The 19,811-nt window shown below is 61.8% G+C and carries 11 protein-coding genes and 1 pseudogene; 6 read left to right on the top strand and 6 right to left on the bottom strand.

Features of this window, described 5'->3' with window-relative positions:
- Window positions 1-106: 106 nt before the first annotated feature.
- The 4 genes from GH769_RS27275 to putP all read right to left on the bottom strand — a co-directional run bounded on the left by GH769_RS27275 (window position 107) and on the right by putP (window position 5,488).
- Window positions 107-943, bottom strand: coding sequence for a 23S rRNA (adenine(2030)-N(6))-methyltransferase RlmJ (locus GH769_RS27275; RefSeq protein ID WP_032904068.1), 837 nt, complete (start codon window positions 941-943; stop codon window positions 107-109).
- Between the two features lie 97 nt (window positions 944-1,040).
- Window positions 1,041-1,766, bottom strand: coding sequence for a DUF4123 domain-containing protein (locus tag GH769_RS27270; protein WP_014716618.1), 726 nt, complete (start codon window positions 1,764-1,766; stop codon window positions 1,041-1,043).
- The gene (gene tssI, locus GH769_RS27265) at window positions 1,766-3,787 is read right to left on the bottom strand and encodes a type VI secretion system tip protein TssI/VgrG (protein WP_032904069.1); all 2,022 of its coding nucleotides are present in this window, start codon (window positions 3,785-3,787) and stop codon (window positions 1,766-1,768) included. The genes GH769_RS27270 and tssI overlap by 1 nt, the downstream gene beginning before the upstream one ends.
- Before the next feature lie 216 nt (window positions 3,788-4,003).
- On the bottom strand, window positions 4,004-5,488 hold the full coding sequence (putP, locus tag GH769_RS27260) for a sodium/proline symporter PutP (protein WP_014716616.1): 1,485 nt from the start codon (window positions 5,486-5,488) through the stop codon (window positions 4,004-4,006).
- Between the two features lie 461 nt (window positions 5,489-5,949).
- Here putP and putA point away from each other — a divergent pair, with 461 nt between their 5' ends.
- Together putA and GH769_RS27250 are read left to right on the top strand one after the other, a co-directional pair.
- Window positions 5,950-9,903, top strand: a complete 3,954-nt coding sequence (gene putA / locus GH769_RS27255; RefSeq protein ID WP_032893907.1) for a trifunctional transcriptional regulator/proline dehydrogenase/L-glutamate gamma-semialdehyde dehydrogenase — start codon at window positions 5,950-5,952, stop codon at window positions 9,901-9,903.
- Between the two features lie 241 nt (window positions 9,904-10,144).
- Window positions 10,145-11,947 carry an acyl-CoA dehydrogenase gene (locus GH769_RS27250; RefSeq protein WP_032904070.1) on the top strand — a complete coding sequence of 601 codons (1,803 nt, stop codon included), beginning with the start codon at window positions 10,145-10,147 and terminating at the stop codon, window positions 11,945-11,947.
- A 3-nt stretch (window positions 11,948-11,950) separates the two neighbouring features.
- Here the strand turns inward: GH769_RS27250 and GH769_RS27245 are convergent, their stop codons facing one another.
- Entirely contained in the window at window positions 11,951-12,244 is a 294-nt protein-coding gene (locus GH769_RS27245; protein ID WP_003187971.1) for a cell division protein ZapA, read from the bottom strand.
- Window positions 12,241-12,471: a hypothetical protein gene (locus tag GH769_RS27240; RefSeq protein ID WP_003187970.1), complete on the bottom strand. Its 231-nt coding sequence runs from the start codon at window positions 12,469-12,471 to the stop codon at window positions 12,241-12,243. Before GH769_RS27240 ends, GH769_RS27245 begins: the two co-directional genes overlap by 4 nt.
- Before the next feature lie 277 nt (window positions 12,472-12,748).
- On the opposite strand from GH769_RS27240, the pseudogene GH769_RS29530 reads away from it, so the two are divergent.
- From GH769_RS29530 to mscK, 4 genes and pseudogenes are all read left to right on the top strand, one after another.
- Window positions 12,749-13,519 (top strand): annotated as a pseudogene (locus GH769_RS29530) (MCP four helix bundle domain-containing protein); the annotation flags it as partial.
- Entirely contained in the window at window positions 13,502-14,374 is an 873-nt protein-coding gene (locus GH769_RS29525; RefSeq protein WP_370694794.1) for a methyl-accepting chemotaxis protein, read from the top strand. The pseudogene GH769_RS29530 and the gene GH769_RS29525, both read left to right, overlap by 18 nt.
- A gap of 241 nt (window positions 14,375-14,615) precedes the next feature.
- Window positions 14,616-16,358: a potassium/proton antiporter gene (locus GH769_RS27230; protein WP_014716612.1), complete on the top strand. Its 1,743-nt coding sequence runs from the start codon at window positions 14,616-14,618 to the stop codon at window positions 16,356-16,358.
- Window positions 16,359-16,407: 49 nt separating this feature from the next.
- Window positions 16,408-19,791 (top strand): mechanosensitive channel MscK, encoded by a 3,384-nt coding sequence (mscK, locus tag GH769_RS27225; RefSeq protein ID WP_153649947.1) that lies wholly within the window; start codon window positions 16,408-16,410, stop codon window positions 19,789-19,791.
- Window positions 19,792-19,811: the final 20 nt, after the last annotated feature.

The raw sequence follows: 19,811 nt of genomic DNA, 5'->3' as shown, positions 1-19,811 counted from the left end.
GGCTTGCCCCCGATAGCGGAGTGTCAGTTACGGATGTAGTGGCTGATACCCAGCAATCGGGGGCAAGCCCCCTCCCACATTGGTTTGTGTTTGGCCGGAAAGTGGGTTATTCGGCGATGAGCCAATCCATCTGCCAGCCACCCTGGGTCTGGCCCAGTTGCTTGGACAACCATGGCAGCAACTCACGCAATTCCTCTTCCAGGCCCCACGGCGGGTTGGCAATCGCCAGGCCCGAGCCGGTGAGGGTGTTGGGCGTGTCCAGCGGATGCACCAGCAACTCCACACGCAGCAGCTTCGGCGCACCGGTACCGGCCAGGTCCTGGTAGAAACGGCGCAACATGCGCTGGTCTTTCACCGGGTACCAGATCGCCGCGACCGTCTGGCGCATACGGCTGACGGCTTCCTTGAGGGACGCCGCGCAACGCTGCATTTCGTCGAGTTTTTCAAACGGCGGGTCGATCAGCATCAGCCCGCGCTTTTCCGGCACCGGCAGCAAGGCCCGTGGCACATGCCAGCCCTCGCCCAGATGCACTTTGACGCGGCGATCACCCTTCATGTTGTCCTTGAGCAGCACGCCATCTTCCGGGTGCTTCTCATTGAGCAGCACACGGTCCTGGGGCCGTGTGAGGCGGCGCGCCAGTTCCGGCGAGCCCGGGTAGTAGCGCAACTGGCCATCCGGGTTCATCTCGTGCAGCACGCGCATGTAGTCGGCGGTGAGCGGAGGCAGGTCGCTTGCGCCCCACAGGCGGGCTATGCCTTCCAGGTACTCACCGGTGCGGTTGGCCTGGTCGCCCTGCAAGTCGTAAAAGCCAATGCCTGCGTGAGTGTCGAGGTAGGCGAACGGCTGTTCCTTGCGCGACATCAGGGCGATGAGGCGGGTCAAGGTCAGGTGTTTGAAGACATCGGCGTGGTTGCCGGCGTGAAAGGCGTGACGATAATTCATGGTTGCTCCTGCGCAGGGGGCGAAGTTTACCTCCTACCGACGCAAAGGTGCAGGGCCGCACGGCAGGCGGCACGGATGTCACGCTATTGCCAGGGGCTCAACTGAGTTGCGAGGCAAGGTAATCAGCCAATGCGCCATGGCTGACTTGCGGCCTGCGTACGAAGTAGGCGACCTTGTGCTGCAAGGTCGCTGGCGTAAACGCGGTATAGAGGTCAGGGCGCTGTTCCTGGAGCCATTGCAACAGGTTGTCGACCAGCACCTGCGGTGACTGCTGGGCCATATGCATCAGCAACGATGCCGGTACCTGCCACCACGGGCTGGTTGGGGCCGCAGTGACTGATTTGGGCGCCACCGACAGCGGTTGGCCGTTGACCAGGTAGCGCTGGAACACCGGCAACACGCGCGCCGCCTCGTCGCCTAATGACTGCAACATCGGCAAAAGGTGCGCGCCGTCCCAGAAGCGCAAAAACACCGGCTGGCTTTCCGGCAGGTACACCTGGGTCAACCCCTTCAAATGCGCGATCACCACCTCCAGCGGGCTGGATGAGACCGCCAGCCAGCCCCAATCCGCCGCTTGGGTGGTGGCTATCCACTCGAGAAAAGCACTGCTCGGCTCAACGACGCCAACGTAGGGCATGACCTCATCCCAGTCGGCGTAGGCCGTGCCCACCCAGATCGGTCGCGGCATCTTCCCCGCAGCCGTGGCTTGCCAGGCGGCGAGCGGCTTGGCGTCGCTGGCATTGCCCAGCACGGCGTACAGCTGTTCATCTGGCTGCAACGGGTAGTGCGCCAGCCAGGCATTGGGCGTCAAGGGCGCGGGCATCAGGACGCACTCCGTGCATGGGCGCCGATGTCACACTGGCCGTTCTTGCAGCGCTCGCATTCTTCGCAGAACGGCGCGCTGCGTTTGAGGCTGAACACTTGTGCACGGCTTAACGGCGCGGGAACCACGGTCAATAAAGTCTCGTTCAATCCAGGCATCAACGGTGCAGGTGTCGGAGCAGGCGCGCTGCCGAGCTGGATCGGCACACTGCTGAATATCCCGCCCGCTGACAACGTGATCGACTGCCCACCCGCCTGGATCGTCACGCTGGCACCCGCATCAATAATGATGTTTTGTCCGGCCCCCAACGCAATGGTCTGCCCGGCACGCATGTGCTGCGAACCGCCAACCACCAGATGGTCATCCTGCTTGAGCTGCGTCAAACGGTTGCCGTGGGTGATGCGCTGCTCTTCGCCCCGCAGCTCATGGCGCGACTCGCCGCCCACCTGCACGCGACGCTGGTTATCGACCTGTACCTGCTGGTCGTGCAACACATGCTGGGTCCAGTCCCGCTGGGCGCGCAGGTAGATTTCCTCAGCGCCCTTGCGGTCCTCGATACGCAGTTCGTTGTAGCCACCACCGCCAGGGCTGCTCTGGCTACGCCAGAGACTGCGGGTCTTGTCTGCGGGCAGGTCGAGGGGCACTGGCGTGGCGGCGTTGGGCAGGCACCCCACCACCAGCGGCATGTCCATGTCGCCATTGACGAACCCCACCAGCACCTCCATACCGACCCGGGGGATCAGCACCACGCCATAACGGTCATGGGCCCAGCCGCTGGCTACCCGCAGCCAGCAACTGGAATGGTCGTTGTGCTCACCGACACGATCCCAGGCCAGTTGCACCTTGACCCGGCCGTACTCGTCACAGTGGACCTCACTGTCAACCGGGCCGGTAACCACCGCGCTTTGATACCCCGATACCGTCGGGCGCGGCGGCTCCGGCAAAGGCGGACGAAACACCGCCTCCCATGGCGCGGCGACAAATGTGTTGCGATACCCCTGGCGCAGCTCCCCACCCTCTTCCTCGGTAACCGCCTCCTCCAGCACCTGGGGTTGTTTGCCTTCATGGCGCACCTGCGTCACCAGCCACAAATCATTCCAGTCCTCGCGGGGGTGCTCGCGCAACTGCAAAAACCGGCCACTGGCCAATGCCGGCTCATCGCCCTGGCCATGGGCACTGCGGTAGTCGCTGCGGTGCCGCTCCAAGCCACGCTGGGCGAGGTATCGGCCATGGGCTCGGTCGGAAAAATTGCCGGGGTAGTGCTGCGCTTCAAGCTTGGGCAAAGACTCATCGACGGCTGCGCTTTCCAGCTCGACATGGGGTTTGCGAAAGTCGTAATCGCGCAGGTTCAACGCCGTGGTCCGGGTCGCCAATTGCAAGGTGAAGCGCTTGATCCCAGGGGTATCGGCCACCATTCCCGAACCTGGCCGGTAAGGCGTGGGCTGATCCATCTGGGCAAACACCGTCTGGTCATCGCCAAACACCAGCAGATGCCCTTCGGGGGAATGCTGGAAGTGATAGTGAATCCCCAGCTCGGCACACAGGCGCTGAATGAACGCCAGGTCGCTCTCGCCGAACTGCACGCAATATTCACGCTCCGGGTAATCACCGCTCAACCGGAACTCAAAGCGGTCACTGTGAATCCCCTGCCCGGCCAGCACCTGAGCAACAATCTGCGGCACCGTCTTATGCTGAAAAATACGCTGATGGCTGCTGTACGCCAGGTACGCCAAATGCGGCGCAAGACTGAGTTGGTAACGCGTCAAGCGCCGGCCCGAGTCGCCCTGGGCTACCCGATACACCAGGCCATGAACGCCATGCCCCTGATCATCGAAGCCCAAGTACACCTGGCGATGCAGCAAGCCCTCCAGATCGATATCCGGTTGCTCGCAGACCAGCTCAAGTTCAAACCGGTAAGGCTGGCTGATGGCCTCGGTGCCGTTGAACGCGAACACCTTGAAGTCACTGGGCGACCCATCCAGGGCCAGGGTAAATGCGGGTTGGTTGGCAGGAGCGAACATCCGGTGTTTCTCTGCGAAGGGTGGGCGGCCGATTCTGCACCAGCCGTTCGCCTGGCCGAGCGCTGCCTCGGCAAATAAGTAAGGTCCTACGTGAGCACCGCTGGAATCCACGGGCATCGGCGGCTATTGCACCAATCAGCCCAGCAAAAAAAGGCCCAGCGTCCTTCGGACGTGGGCCTTTCTTGTTCGCTCAGCAGGCGTTAAACGCCCAGCGAATTACTTGTTCAAGTTGTAATCTTTTTCCGCCGCGTCAAAACGCTCGACCATACCCACCGTCGGTGCGCCCATCTTGCTCACGAAGTAGATCGCCAGGCTGGCGAAGATGAAGCCTGGGATGATTTCGTACAGGCCCAGCAATTCGAAGTGCTTCCACACGATCACGGTGATTGCGCCGACCAGGATGCCGGCCAGCGCGCCGTTGCGGGTCATGTGTTTCCAGATTACCGAGATCAGTACCACAGGGCCGAAGGCTGCACCGAAACCGGCCCAGGCGTAGCTGACCAGGCCCAGTACGCGGTTTTCCGGGTTGGCTGCCATGGCGATGGCGATCAAGGCCACGACCAGCACCATCAGGCGACCGACCCATACCAGTTCACGCTGGGACGCGCCCTTGCGCAGGAACGCCTTGTAGAAGTCTTCGGTCAGGGCGCTGGAGCACACCAGCAATTGGCAGCTCAGGGTGCTCATCACAGCCGCCAGAATGGCCGACAGCAACACACCGGCAACCCATGGGTTGAACAGGATTTTGGCCAGTTCGATAAACACACGCTCTGGGTTTTCAGTCACCGGGCCTGCTACTTCCGGGTGTGCCGAGAAGTAAGCGATACCGAAGAAGCCCACTGCCACGGTGCCGCCCAGGCACAGGATCATCCAGGTCATGGAAATACGACGCGCCTTGGCGATCGACTTAACCGAGTCCGCCGCCATGAAACGCGCAAGGATGTGCGGTTGGCCGAAGTAGCCCAGGCCCCAGCCCATCAGCGAAATAACGCCGATGAAGGTGGTGTTTTTCAGCATGTCGAAGCTGGTCGGGTCCTTGGCTTCAATGGCCAGGAAGGTGGTGTCTACGCCGCCGGTGGCCAGCAGCACGATGATCGGCGTAAGGATCAGCGCGAAGATCATCAGCGTGGCTTGTACGGTGTCGGTCCAGCTGACTGCCAGGAAACCACCGATGAAGGTGTAGGCAATGGTCGCTGCAGCACCGGCCCACAGCGCGGTCTCGTAGGACATGCCGAAGGTGCTTTCGAACAGGCGGGCGCCGGCGACGATGCCGGAGGCGCAGTAGATGGTGAAGAACACCAGGATCACCACGGCGGAGATGATCCGCAGCAGGCCGCTCTTATCTTCGAAGCGGCTGGAGAAGTAATCCGGCAGGGTCAGGGCGTCGCCGTTGTGTTCGGTCTGCACCCGCAGGCGGCCGGCCACGAACAACCAGTTGAGGTAAGCACCGACGATCAGGCCGATGGCAATCCAGCTTTCCGACAGACCGGACATGTAGATCGCGCCCGGCAAGCCCATCAACAGCCAGCCACTCATGTCGGAAGCACCGGCGGACAAGGCTGTCACCACGCTACCGAGGCTGCGACCGCCCAGGATGTAATCGGAAAGGTTGTTGGTGGAGCGATAGGCCATCAGGCCGATCAGCACCATTGCTGCGATGTAGATCACGAACGTGATCAGGGTTGGATTGCTAACGCTCATAGGAGTGACGCCCTGGCTTTGTTTTTATGTAGCGACGGTCATGGGGACGGCCACCCGTGGATAACCGGATAGACGAACCTGCATGCCGCGCATTTATGACTGGCGTTTCCCCAGGAAAGCCGCCAGCCGATGAACCCACCCTGAGGGTTGGTTGCACCTTGGTGCGCGAATGCTATTCAACAAAGCAAATAAGGTGCAACCAGTTTCTGCCGATTAAGTTGCACCCAAGTATGTTTTAGGACAAACGCGCTTTTTTTGCTCCTTTTCGGAGCAAGAACAGCCGATCTCAGAAGCAAATGCACCAGCGCGGAGCGGATTCGGTCGCCTGTTTATTTTTTTCCGATCAAGCGTCGAACATTTAACCAACAAAAGGGTTGCACCCGGTTGCACCTCGGGATGGGCAAAGCTAATCTTGCCGCCAGCAGATGCCACTCGGTAGTGGCACCCATGAGGATAAAAAAATGGCAACGACCACCCTTGGGGTCAAACTCGACGACCCGACCCGCGAACGCCTGAAGGCCGCCGCGACCTCCATTGATCGTACGCCGCACTGGCTGATCAAGCAGGCGATTTTCAATTACCTGGAGAAACTCGAGGGTGGTGCAACCCTGTCCGAGCTCAATGGCTTGAGCAGCAAGGAGGCCGATGATGCCGGCGAGGTCCAGGCCGACCACGCCCACCAGTGCTTCCTTGAGTTCGCCGAGAGCATCCTGCCGCAATCGGTATTGCGTGCCGCAATCACCGCCGCTTACCGTCGCCCCGAGCCGGAAGTGGTGCCGATGCTGATCGAACAGGCGCGCCTGCCGGCGCCGATGGCCGAAGCCACCAACAAGCTGGCCGCGAGCATTGCCGAAAAACTGCGCAATCAGAAGAGTGCCGGCGGCCGTGCCGGTATTGTTCAGGGCCTGCTGCAAGAATTCTCCCTGTCGTCCCAGGAAGGCGTGGCGCTGATGTGCCTGGCCGAAGCGCTGCTGCGTATCCCGGACAAAGGCACCCGCGATGCGCTGATCCGCGACAAGATCAGCACCGGCAACTGGCAGCCACACCTGGGCAACAGCCCTTCGCTGTTCGTCAACGCCGCCACCTGGGGCCTGCTGCTGACTGGCAAGCTGGTGTCGACCCACAACGAAGCGGGCCTGACCTCGTCCCTGAGCCGCATCATCGGCAAGAGCGGCGAGCCGATGATCCGCAAGGGCGTCGACATGGCCATGCGCCTGATGGGCGAGCAGTTCGTCACCGGCGAAACCATCGCCGAAGCCCTGGCCAATGCGAGCAAGTTCGAAGCCAAGGGCTTCCGCTATTCCTACGACATGCTCGGTGAAGCCGCCCTCACCGAACACGACGCCCAGAAGTACCTGGCCTCGTACGAACAAGCCATTCATTCCATCGGCAAAGCCTCCCATGGCCGTGGGATCTATGAAGGCCCGGGCATCTCCATCAAGCTCTCCGCCCTGCACCCGCGCTACAGCCGTGCGCAGTACGAGCGTGTGATGGACGAGTTGTACCCGCGCCTGCTGTCGCTGACCTTGCTGGCCAAGCAGTACGACATCGGCCTGAACATCGACGCCGAAGAAGCCGACCGCCTGGAGCTGTCCCTGGACCTGCTCGAGCGCCTGTGCTTCGAGCCGCAATTGACTGGCTGGAACGGCATCGGCTTTGTGATCCAGGCGTACCAGAAGCGTTGCCCGTATGTGATCGACTACGTCATCGACCTGGCCCGCCGCAGCCGCCATCGCCTGATGATCCGCCTGGTAAAAGGCGCGTACTGGGACAGCGAAATCAAGCGCGCCCAGGTCGAAGGCCTGGAAGGCTACCCGGTGTACACCCGTAAGGTGTACACCGACGTTTCCTACATTGCCTGCGCGCGCAAACTGCTGTCGGTGCCGGAAGTCATCTACCCGCAGTTCGCCACGCACAACGCCCACACCCTGTCGGCTATCTACCACATCGCCGGTCAGAACTATTACCCCGGCCAGTACGAGTTCCAGTGCCTGCACGGCATGGGTGAACCGCTGTACGAACAGGTTGTAGGCAAGGTTTCCGAAGGTAAGTTGAACCGTCCGTGCCGTGTGTACGCGCCGGTCGGTACCCACGAAACGCTGCTGGCCTACCTGGTACGCCGCCTGCTGGAAAACGGCGCCAACACCTCGTTCGTCAACCGCATCGCTGACCAGTCCATCTCGATCCAGGAACTGGTAGCCGACCCGGTGGCCAGCATCGAGCAAATGGCAACCCAGGAAGGCGGTTTCGGCCTGCCGCACCCGCGCATCCCTTTGCCGCGTGACCTGTACGGCAGCGACCGCGCCAACTCGGCCGGTATCGACCTGGCCAACGAACATCGCCTGGCCTCGTTGTCCTGCGCCCTGCTGGCCACTGCTCACAACAACTGGAAAGCCGCGCCGATGCTCGGTTGCGCCGCCAGCAATGAAGCGGCACAACCGGTTCTGAACCCATCCGACCTGCGTGACGTGGTCGGCCAGGTACAGGAAGCCACCGTCGAAGACGTCGACAACGCCATCCAGTGCGCCATCAGCGCCGCGCCGATCTGGCAGGCCACCCCGCCCGCCGAACGTGCTGCCATCCTGGAACGCGCCGCCGACCTGATGGAAGGCGAGATCCAGCCGCTGATGGGCTTGCTGGCCCGTGAAGCCGGCAAGACCTTCGCCAACGCCATCGCCGAAGTGCGTGAAGCCGTGGACTTCCTGCGTTACTACGCGGTGCAGGCGCGCAACGACTTTACCAATGACGCCCACCGCCCATTGGGCCCGGTGGTGTGCATCAGCCCGTGGAACTTCCCGCTCGCCATCTTCAGCGGCCAGGTAGCTGCAGCGCTGGCTGCTGGTAACCCGGTGCTGGCCAAGCCTGCCGAGCAGACGCCGCTGGTGGCTGCCCAGGCCGTACGTATTCTGCTTGAAGCCGGTATTCCGGAAGGCGTGCTGCAATTGCTGCCAGGCCAGGGCGAAAGCGTCGGTGCCCGTCTGGTGGGTGATGATCGCGTCAAAGGCGTGATGTTCACCGGTTCCACCGAAGTGGCGCGCCTGCTGCAACGCAATGTCGCCGGTCGCCTGGATGCCCAGGGTCGCCCGATTCCACTGATCGCCGAAACCGGTGGCCAGAACGCGATGATCGTCGATTCCTCGGCGCTGACCGAACAAGTGGTGATCGACGTCGTGTCGTCGGCCTTCGACAGCGCCGGTCAACGTTGCTCGGCACTGCGCGTACTGTGCCTGCAGGAAGATTCGGCAGACCGTGTGGTCGAAATGCTCAAGGGCGCCATGGCTGAATGCCGCCTGGGCAACCCGGAACGCCTGTCGGTGGACATTGGCCCGGTGATTGACGCCGAAGCCAAGGCCGGTATCGAGAAACACATCCAGGCCATGCGCGACAAAGGCCGCAACGTTTACCAGGTGGCGATTGCCGACGGTGAAGAGATCAAGCGCGGCACCTTCGTGATGCCGACCCTGATCGAGCTGGAAAGCTTCGACGAACTGCAACGCGAGATCTTCGGCCCGGTGCTGCACGTAGTGCGCTACAAGCGCAAAGAGATCGACCAGCTCATCGGCCAGATCAACGCTTCCGGCTACGGCCTGACCCTGGGCGTGCACACGCGCATCGACGAGACCATCGCCAAGGTGATCGACAACGTCAATGCCGGTAACGTCTACGTCAACCGCAACATTGTTGGCGCCGTGGTCGGCGTGCAGCCGTTCGGCGGCGAAGGCCTGTCGGGCACTGGCCCGAAAGCCGGTGGCCCGCTGTACCTGTACCGCTTGTTGTCGACTCGTCCTACCGATGCAATCGAGCAATCCTTCGTACGCGGCGACAAGTTGGCCGCGCCGGATGTGCGCCTGCGTGATGCCATGAGCCAATCGCTGACCGCCCTGAAAACCTGGGCCGACGGCAATAAGTTCAGTGAACTGAGCGCCCTGTGCACGCAGTTCGCCGCCCAGTCGCAAAGCGGTATCACCCGCCAACTGGCCGGCCCGACCGGCGAGCGCAACAGCTACGCCATCCTGCCGCGCGAGCACGTACTGTGCCTGGCCGAAGTGGAAGGCGACCTGCTGACCCAACTGGCGGCGGTATTGGCCGTCGGTGGTTCGGCGGTATGGCCGGAAACCGAGCTGACCAAGGCCTTGTTCCCACGCCTGCCTAAAGAGATTCAGGCGAAGATCAAGCGCGTGGCTGACTGGACCAAGGACGACGTGGTGTTTGACGCCGTGCTGCATCACGGTGATTCCGACCAACTGCGTGCGGTGTGCCAGCAAGTGGCGCAGCGCGGTGGGGCGATTGTCGGGGTGCATGGCATGTCTCAAGGTGAGACCGCGATTGCCCTGGAGCGCCTGGTGATCGAGCGTGCGTTGAGCGTAAACACCGCCGCGGCGGGTGGTAACGCCAGCCTGATGACCATCGGCTAACTGACACACCGCGGCTGATCGCGGCTGATCGTTCCCACGCTCCGCGTGGGAATGCAGCTTAAGGACGCTCTGCGTCCAGAAGCGTGACGCGGAGCGTCAAAAGAGGCGTTCCCACGCAGAGCGTGGGAACGATCTCGATGCCTCGCCAGCGTTCTGCCCTTCTATCACTTAAATCAATCTTGCTACCCACCCTCCATTCCCGCACTTAGACTCAGGCCAATTCCTTCAAAGGTACGCCGCCATGTCCGAGACGCTGCTCAGTTCCCGCAATCTGGCTTTCGAGCTGTATGAAGTCCTCGATGCCGAGGGCCTGACCCAGCGCGAGCGGTTTGCCGAGCACAACCGCGAAACTTTCGACGCTGCAATCAGCACGGCGCGCAGCATCGCCGAAAAGTACTTCGCCCCCCACAACCGCAAGAACGACGAAAACGAACCGCGTTATGAGAACGGCCAAGCGATCCTGATCCCGGAAGTCAAACCCGCCGTAGACTCCTTCCTGGAGGCCGGCTTCCTCAACGCAGCACGTAGCTTTGAAGCAGGTGGCATGCAACTGCCGACCCTGTTGTCCCAGGCCTGTTTCGCGCACTTCCAATCGGCCAACGCCGCCTCGACGTCCTACCCGTTCCTGACCATGGGCGCCGCCAACCTGATCGAAAGCTTCGGCACCGAGGAGCAGAAACAACGCTTCCTGCAGCCAATGATCGACGGGCGCTTCTTCGGCACCATGGCCCTGACCGAGCCCCATGCCGGTTCTTCCCTGTCGGACATTCGTACCCGTGCAGAACCCGCGGCTGACGGCAGTTATCGGCTCAAGGGCAACAAGATCTTTATCTCCGGTGGCGACCATTCGCTGTCGGAAAACATCGTGCATATGGTGCTGGCAAAATTGCCGGACGCTCCCGCAGGCGTGAAGGGCATTTCGCTGTTTATCGTGCCCAAGTTCCTGGTCAACGAGGACGGCAGCCTGGGCGCTCGCAACGATGTGCTGCTGGCAGGGCTGTTCCACAAGATGGGCTGGCGCGGCACCACGTCCACGGCGCTTAACTTTGGCGATAACGGCAACTGTGTCGGCTATCTGGTGGGCAAGCCGCACCAGGGGCTGAGCTGCATGTTCCAGATGATGAACGAGGCACGCATCGGCGTGGGCATGGGCGCGGTGATGCTCGGTTACGCCGGCTACCTCTACTCCCTGGACTACGCCCGCGAACGGCCCCAGGGGCGCCTGCCTGATAGTAAAGACCCGAGCACCGCACCGGTGGCGATCATCCAGCACGCCGACATCAAGCGCATGCTACTGACCCAGAAAGCCTATGTGGAAGGCGCCTTTGACCTCGGACTCTACGCGGCGCGGCTATTCGACGACACCACCACCCTGCAAACCGACACCGAGCGCAAGCAAGCCCACGAACTGCTCGACCTGCTCACGCCCATCGTCAAATCCTGGCCGTCGGAGTTCTGCCTCAAGGCCAACGAGCTGGCGATCCAGATTCTCGGCGGCCACGGCTACACCCGCGAATACCCGGTGGAGCAGTACTACCGCGACAACCGCCTGAACCCCATCCATGAAGGCACCCACGGCATCCAGTCCCTGGACCTGCTCGGGCGCAAATTGGCGCAGAACGGCGGCGCCGGTTTAAAGCAGTTGATTCGCCTGATCGCCGAAACCGGAGCCCGGGCGCAAAAGCACGCTTCACTCACGGCACTGCGAGAGCCTCTGGAGCAACTGGTAAACCGGCTGCAAAGCGTCACGATTGGCCTGCTGACCGATCTCGCCCAAGGCAAGGTCAACAGCAGCCTGGCGAACTCGGCGCTGTACTTGAAAGTGTTCGGGCACACGGTGATTGGCTGGCGCTGGCTGGAACAGGCAGTCCGCGCCGAAGAAGGGCTGGCCAAGGGTGACGTGGCCGATGCCGCCTTCTACAAGGGCAAGCTCCAGGCCGCCCGGTACTTCCTGACCTGGGAAGTACCGAGCTGCCATCATGAACTGGCGATTCTGGAGGCACGCGACGATACGTGCCTGGGCATGCAAGAGGAATGGTTCTAGCCCTCAGGGCTGACCGATCACCTTGGAAATCACATCGACCGTGGCGCTGACTTGCTCTTGGTAACGGTCGAGTTCCTGCTGGTGCGCCTGTTGCATTTCAATCTGCTCGGCGCACAGGTTCAGCGCGGCCAGTACCAATAGCTTGTCACCGATCAGGGTCGGGTACTTTTTCTTGGTAACCGCCAGGGAGGCCTTGAGCATGGTCACGGCATGCATCAGGGTCTGATCTTCGCCGGCCGGTGCCTTGATCGAGTAATCCTCTCCGAGAATCGAAACGACCTTTATGCCCTCACTCATGCGCTGACAGGCCCTGCACTTACACGCTCAACCAGCGCCTGGATGCGGGCGGCGGTGGCGCCGTGCTTTTCTTCCTGTTCCATCAGGTTCAGTTGCAGGCTGTCGTTTTCGTCCTTGGCGCGGGCCAGCTCGGCCTTGAGGGATTCGTTGCTGCCCAGCAGTTCTTGATTCTGCTGTACGAGGTCGCTGACCAGTTGTTCCAATTGGCTGAGGGATGCTTCTAACATTTTGATTTCTCGGGCGTTTAAAAAGGGCGGTGACGATAAAGAAAATTCACCTCGGATGCCAGGGTTATCCCCGGCCGCGCAGCCCGATGTTGCAAGGCCGGGCCGCACTTTCGAGCCTTAGTGACTGCATTTACCCGATCTGGTTCCTGAACTCACCCAACCCCTGGTCCGATGCGACAAAAGCGCGCGCCCCCTTAAGACTTTAGTCGCAGGGCCGATAAGGCGGGCACACCTCGTCTCATGGCCGCATGGATAGCGCCTCCCCCAGGACTCCAGCATGTCTCTTCGTAATATGAATATCGCCCCGAGGGCCTTCCTTGGCTTCGCGTTTATTGGCGCCTTGATGTTGTTGCTCGGTGTGTTCGCCCTGAACCAGATGAGCAAAATTCGTGCAGCCACCGAAGACATCACCTCGGCCAGCGTGCCCAGCATTCGCGCCCTGGATGAATTCACCCAACTGACCCTGCGCCTGCGCGTGCTGTCGTACCGCTTGCTGACCAACCGCGAGCCAGATGTACAGCAAAAGACCCTGGAAGCCTTCGAACTGCGCAATCAGCAGATTCGCACAGCCCAGGACATCTACGAAAAACTGATCACCAGCACCGAAGAGCGCAACGCTTACAACGAGTACGTGCGCTTGCTGGGTCAGTACCGCCAGATTGAAGAGCGCATGAAGAGCCTGTCTCGCGCCAATCAGGTCAACGAGCTGCGCAGCCTGCTCAACACCGAGTTGCTGGACAACTCCGAGCAGGTCAATGCGGTCTTGACCCGCTTGCTGGATATCAATAACGACGACGCCAACGCCACCAACCAGCGCGCCAAAGACCAATACGACATGGCCTTTGACCTGGTAGTAGGCCTGCTGGTGGTTGCCACGGCGCTGACCTTGCTGTTCGCCTGGCTGCTGACACGCAGCATCACCCTGCCCATCGCACAGGCGCTAGAAGCCGCCGAAGAAGTGGCCGAAGGCAATCTGACGCGCCCGATCACCGTGGACGGCAACGACGAAGCCGGACGCCTGCTCGCGGCCATGGCCAAGATGCAACACAAACTGCGCGACACCCTGCAACGTATCGCCGGCTCCGCTACCCAGCTGGCGTCTGCCGCTGAAGAGCTGAATGCGGTCACCGACGAAAGCGCCCGTGGCCTGACCCAGCAGAATAACGAAATCGAACAGGCCGCCACTGCCGTCAACGAGATGACCAGCGCGGTGGAAGAAGTCGCACGCAACGCGGTGAGCACCTCCGAAGCCTCGCGCAACGCCACCACCTCTGCCGGCGACGGCCGCGACCTGGTGCAGGAAACCGTTAGCGCCATCGAACGCATGAGTACCGATGTGCAGGCCACAGCGTCCCTGATTGGCGATCTGGCCAATGAATCGCGGGATATCGGCAAAGTGCTGGACGTGATCCGTGGCCTGGCTGACCAGACCAACCTGCTGGCCCTGAACGCAGCGATTGAAGCTGCGCGCGCCGGCGAAGCCGGACGTGGTTTCGCCGTGGTGGCCGATGAAGTACGGGCCCTTGCCCATCGCACCCAGCAGTCCACCAGCGAGATCGAACGCATGATCGGCAGTATCCAGACGGGTACCGAACATGCAGTGGATTCGATGCGTAACAGCACCGAGCGGGCCGAATCGACACTCAACATTGCCCGAGGCGCGGGCCTGTCGCTGGACACCATCAACACGGCGATTGTGGAGATCAACGAGCGCAACCTGGTGATCGCCAGCGCGGCGGAAGAACAGGCCCAGGTGGCGCGGGAAGTGGACCGCAACCTGGTGAATATCCGTGACCTGTCGGTGCAATCGGCCACCGGCGCCAGCCAGACCAGTGCGGCGAGCGGCGAATTGTCGCGGTTGGCGGTGGACCTGAACGGGATGGTCGGAAGGTTCCGCCTCTGAAATAAGCCTTTGCTCACACCGCATACCCTGTGGGAGCTGGCTTGCCTGCGATAGCAATCTATCAGCTAACGCCCCTGGCGCCTGGCACACCGCAATCGCAGGCAAGCCAGCTCCCACATTTGATCGATGCGCAGCCACAAAAGCTTTTTGACAGCGCAGCAATTCAACAGGTTAGAATCCCTGGCACGCAGACTGCATGGTCAGTTTGCGTCCTGTCTTCCCCTGCCCTGGAGTACTGCCTTTGAATGCGACGACCATCAACAGCCTGTTCTTGATCGGCGCGTTGCTGGTGACTGCGAGCATTCTGGTGAGTTCGCTTTCGTCACGCCTGGGGATCCCCATCCTGGTGATTATCCTGGCCGTGGGCATGACCGCCGGGGTCGATGGCGGTGGCATCATTTTCGATAACTACCCGACCGCCTACCTGGTGGGCAACCTCGCCCTCGCCGTGATCCTGCTCGACGGCGGTTTGCGCACCCGGGTGGCGAGTTTCCGCGTGGCGCTGTGGCCGGCATTGTCCCTGGCCACGGTGGGGGTGTTGATTACCACCGGCCTCACCGGCATGGCCGCGGCCTGGCTGTTCGACCTCAATATCATCCAGGGCCTGCTGATTGGTGCCATTGTCGGCTCCACGGACGCCGCGGCGGTGTTCTCACTGCTGGGCGGCAAGGGCCTCAACGAGCGGGTCAGCGCCAGCCTGGAAATCGAATCGGGCAGTAACGATCCGATGGCGGTGTTCCTCACCGTCACCCTGATCGACATGCTCGCCAGCGGCCAGACCGGCCTGCACTGGAGCCTGCTCACGCACCTGATCCGCGAATTCGGCATCGGTGGCCTGGTAGGCCTGGGTGGCGGCTGGCTGATGTTGCAGCTGGTCAACCGTATCAACCTGGCCAACGGCCTGTACCCGATCCTGGTGATCGCCGGCGGCCTGTTCGTGTTTGCCCTGACCAACGCCCTGCACGGCAGCGGCTTCCTCGCCGTGTACCTGTGCGGGCTGGTGATCGGCAACCGCCCGGTGCGCAGCCGCCATGGCATTTTGCACATGCTCGACGGCATGGCCTGGCTGGCGCAGATCGGGATGTTCTTGGTGCTGGGCCTACTGGTCACGCCTCACGATTTGCTGCCCATCGCCCTGCCCGCCCTGGGCCTGGCGCTGTGGATGATCCTGTTTGCCCGGCCGCTGTCGGTGATGGTTGGCTTGCTGCCATTCAAAGCGTTCCACGGGCGCGAAAAGGCCTTTATCGCCTGGGTCGGCCTGCGCGGCGCGGTACCGATCATCCTCGCGGTGTTCCCGCTGATGGCCGGTCTGCCCCATGCACAGCTGTACTTCAACCTGGCGTTCTTTATCGTGCTGGTCTCGCTGTTGGTGCAGGGCACCAGCCTGCCGTGGGTGGCCAAGTTGCTCAAAGTCACCGTACCGCCAGACCCGGCACCGATCTCCCGCGCGGCCCTGGAAGTGCACGTCACCAGCGAGTGGGAGCTGTTCGTCTACCGCCTCGGCGCCGAGAAATGGTGCATCGGCGCGGCCCTGCGCGAGCTGAAAATGCCCGAAGGCACGCGCATCGCCGCGCTGTTTCGTGGCCAGCAACTGCTCCATCCGTCGGGTAGTACGGTGCTGGAAGTCGACGATTTGCTCTGTGTGATCGGCCACGAACACAACCTGCCGGCTCTGGGCAAACTGTTCAGCCAGGCACCGCAACGGGGCCTCGATTTGCGCTTCTTCGGCGACTTCGTCCTCGAAGGCGACGCCCAGCTGGGCGCGGTTTCCGCCTTGTACGGGCTCAAGCTTGAGGGTATCGACCCGGACATGCCGCTGAGCCGTTTCATCACCCAGAAGGTGGGCGGTGCACCGGTAGTCGGCGACCAGGTGGAGTGGAACAACACCATCTGGACCGTCGCGGTCATGGACGGGAACAAGATTGGCAAAGTCGGCGTCAGATTCCCCGAAGGAAGTCGCCCGGGCCCCGGACTCTTCCTCTAAACTGCGGGACAACGACGCCCCGATTCTTCACTTTGCAAGACCGGTCTCTATGCCAACCCTGCGTACTTTTCTCGCCACTGCCCTGCTGGGCCTGACCCTTTGTGTTGGCAGCGTATACGCCGCCGACCCGCCCAGCGCCGAAGCCGTCCAGCAAAGTCTGGATAAACTGCCCGACCGCAAGCTGCCTGACGCCGACATGAAGGCGCTGCAGGCGACCCTGCAACAGACCCTGACCTACCTGAGCAATCAGCAGGACTACGAGCAGCGCCTGGCCGACCTCAAGCGCCAGCTGGAAGAGGCCCCGCGTCAGACCAATGAGAACCAGCGTGAGCTGGCGCGCCTCAAGGCCACCAAAATCATTCCGGTGGCCCAACGCTACGCCAGCCTGCCGGTGCCGCAGCTTGAGCAGTTATTGGTGCAACGCAGCACCCAGCAAGGCGACCTGCAAAAAGAGCTGGCCGACGCCAACAGCCTGACCATCGCCGCCCAGACCCGCCCCGAGCGCGCCCAGACCGAAATCAGCAGCAGCCAGACGCGCATCCAGCAAATCAACGCGACGCTCAAGCTTGGCAAAGACAACGGCAAGCCCCTCAGCAGCGACCAGCGCAACCAGCTCAACGCCGAACTGGCGGCCCTGAATGCCTTGATTCCCCTGCGCCGCCAGGAATTGGCCGGCAACAGCCAGCTGCAAGATTTGGGCAACAGCCAGCATGACCTGATCCAGGAAAAAACCGCACGCCTGGAGCAGGAAATCCAGGACCTGCAAACCCTGATCAACCAGAAACGCCTGGCCCAGTCCCAGCAGACGGTGACCCAACAGTCCATCGAAGCGCAGAAAGCCGGGGGCAGCAGCATCCTGGCCAAGGAAAGCGCAGACAACCTGAAGCTGTCCGACTACCTGCTCAAAAGCACCGACCGCCTCAACGACCTGACCCAGAAAAACCTGCAGACCAAGCAGCAACTGGACACCGTGACCCAAAGCGATTCGGCCCTGGACGAGCAGATCAACGTGCTCAAGGGCAGCCTGCTGCTGTCCAAGATTCTCTATAAACAAAAGCAGGCCCTGCCGCGTCTGACCGTGGACAAAGACCTGGCCGACGACATCGCCAACATTCGCCTGTACCAGTTCGAGGTCAACCAACAGCGAGAGCTGATCACCTCCCCCAGCGCCTATGTGGACAACCTGCTGGCCAACCAGCCGCCAGATGAAGTCACCCCGCAACTGCGCCGCACCCTGCTGGAAGTGGCGATCACCCGCAGCGACCTGCTGGAACGCCTGAGCCGCGAACTGAGCGCACTGCTCAACGAATCCATCACCCTGCAACTGAACCAGAAACAACTGCTCAGCACCGCCAGCACCCTGCGCGCCACGCTCGATGAGCAAATGTTCTGGATCCCCAGCAACAAGCCGCTGGACACTGAATGGCTGGAAACCGTACCGGCGCATCTGAGCAAACAGGTCACCACCCTGCCCTGGGCGTCCAGCGTCAGTGAGCTGTATGACGGCCTGACCCAACGCCCGCTGCTGTTCCTGCCGTTGCTGTTGCTGATCGGCGCGCTGCTGTGGCGGCGCAATGCGCTGTATGTGCGCCTGAAAAAGGTTCACCAAGACATCGGCCACTTCAAGCGCGACAGCCAGTGGCATACGCCGCAGGCCATCCTGATCAACATCCTGCTGGCGATGCCCGTGGCCCTGGGCCTGGCGCTGTGCGGCTACGCGTTGCAGATCGACGCCCGCGGGCAAAACGCCAACCTGGGCGCGGCCTTGCTGCAGATCGCCCAAGCCTGGCTGGTGTTCTACACCGCCTACCGCATCCTCGCGCCGGGCGGCGTGGCGGAGCTGCACTTTCGCTGGGAGAGGCCGCAGGTCGAATTCCTGCAAGGCTGGATACGCAAGCTCGGGCTGGTGGTACTGGCGTTGGTGGCCGTGGTCGCAATTGCCGAACATCAACCGGCCGCGCTGGCTGACGACGTGTTGGGTATCGCCGTGGTGCTGACCTGCTACGGGCTGATGGCCTGGCTGCTGGGCCGCCTGCTGCTGAACAGCCCAACCCATGAAAAGGCCTCGTTGTTTCGCAAAGCAATCGGCGTGGTGTTCACCGCCCTGCCCATCGCGCTGTTTATTGCCGTGTCCTTTGGCTATTACTACACCGCGCTGAAACTCAGTGACCGGCTGATCAACACCCTGTACCTGCTGATGTTCTGGCTGGTGATCGAAGCCACCTTCGTGCGCGGCCTGGGTGTTGCCGCACGGCGCCTGGCCTACGCCCGCGCCCTGGCCAAACGCCAGGCAGCCAAGGAGGCCGGTGACGGCGAAGCGGTGATCGAAGAGCCGACCCTGGACATCGAGCAGGTCAACGAACAGTCCATGCGCCTGATCCGCCTGGCCCTGCTCGGCGGCTTTATCGCGGCGTTGTATTGGGTGTGGTCGGACCTGATCTCGGTATTTTCCTACCTGGACAACGTCACGCTGTACGAATACACCAGCGGTACCGGTGCGAATATCAGCATGGTGCCCATCAGCATCGGCGACCTGCTGGGCGCGTCGATTATCATCGGTATCACCTTCGCCCTGGCGCGCAACCTGCCCGGCCTGCTGGAAGTGCTGGTGCTGTCCAAGCTCGACCTGGCCCAAGGCAGCGCCTACGCCACCACCACCTTGCTGTCCTACATCATTGCCGGCGTGGGCTTTGTCACCACCCTTTCCACCCTCGGTGTGAGTTGGGACAAGCTGCAATGGCTGGTGGCCGCGCTGTCGGTGGGCCTGGGTTTCGGCATGCAGGAGATCTTCGCCAACTTCATCTCCGGCATCATGATTTTGTTCGAACGCCCGGTGCGCATCGGCGACACCATTACCATCGGCAACCTGTCGGGTACGGTGAGCAAGATCCGTATTCGTGCCACCACCATTACCGACTTCGACAATAAAGACATCATTGTCCCCAACAAGACCTTCATTACCGGGCAGTTGATCAACTGGTCGCTGACCGACACCATCACTCGGGTGACCCTCAAACTCGGCGTGGACTACGGCTCCGACCTCGACCTGGTGAAGGAACTGTTACTGAAAGCCGCTCGGGAAAACCCTCGGGTCCTGAAAGAACCGGAACCCCATGTGTACTTCCTCAACTTCGGCGAAAGCACACTGGACCACGAGCTGCGCATGCACGTGCGCGACCTGGGCGACCGCAACCCGGTGCTCGACGAGGTCAACCGCTTTATCAACCGTGAGTTCAAGAAACAGCACATCAACATCTCGTTCCGGCAGATGGAGATCTACCTGAAAAACCTCCACGGCCAGGAATACAAACTGGTGCCGGCCGAGGATGAGCGCAAGACCATCGTGCAGCCCGTCGACCAGCCCGACGCCCCAGAGCCACCTGCGGGCAAAGTGGTGGATGCGCCGGAGCCGCCACCCAGCAAACTCGACTAAATGCCCTATCCCCAGCAGAA

The sequence above is a fragment of the Pseudomonas sp. CFSAN084952 genome (assembly GCF_009648855.1).
Classification (GTDB): Bacteria; Pseudomonadota; Gammaproteobacteria; order Pseudomonadales; family Pseudomonadaceae; genus Aquipseudomonas; species Aquipseudomonas paracarnis.
The sequence above is the reverse complement of the archived record's forward strand: the minus strand, read 5'-3'. Positions and strand labels throughout refer to the sequence as shown.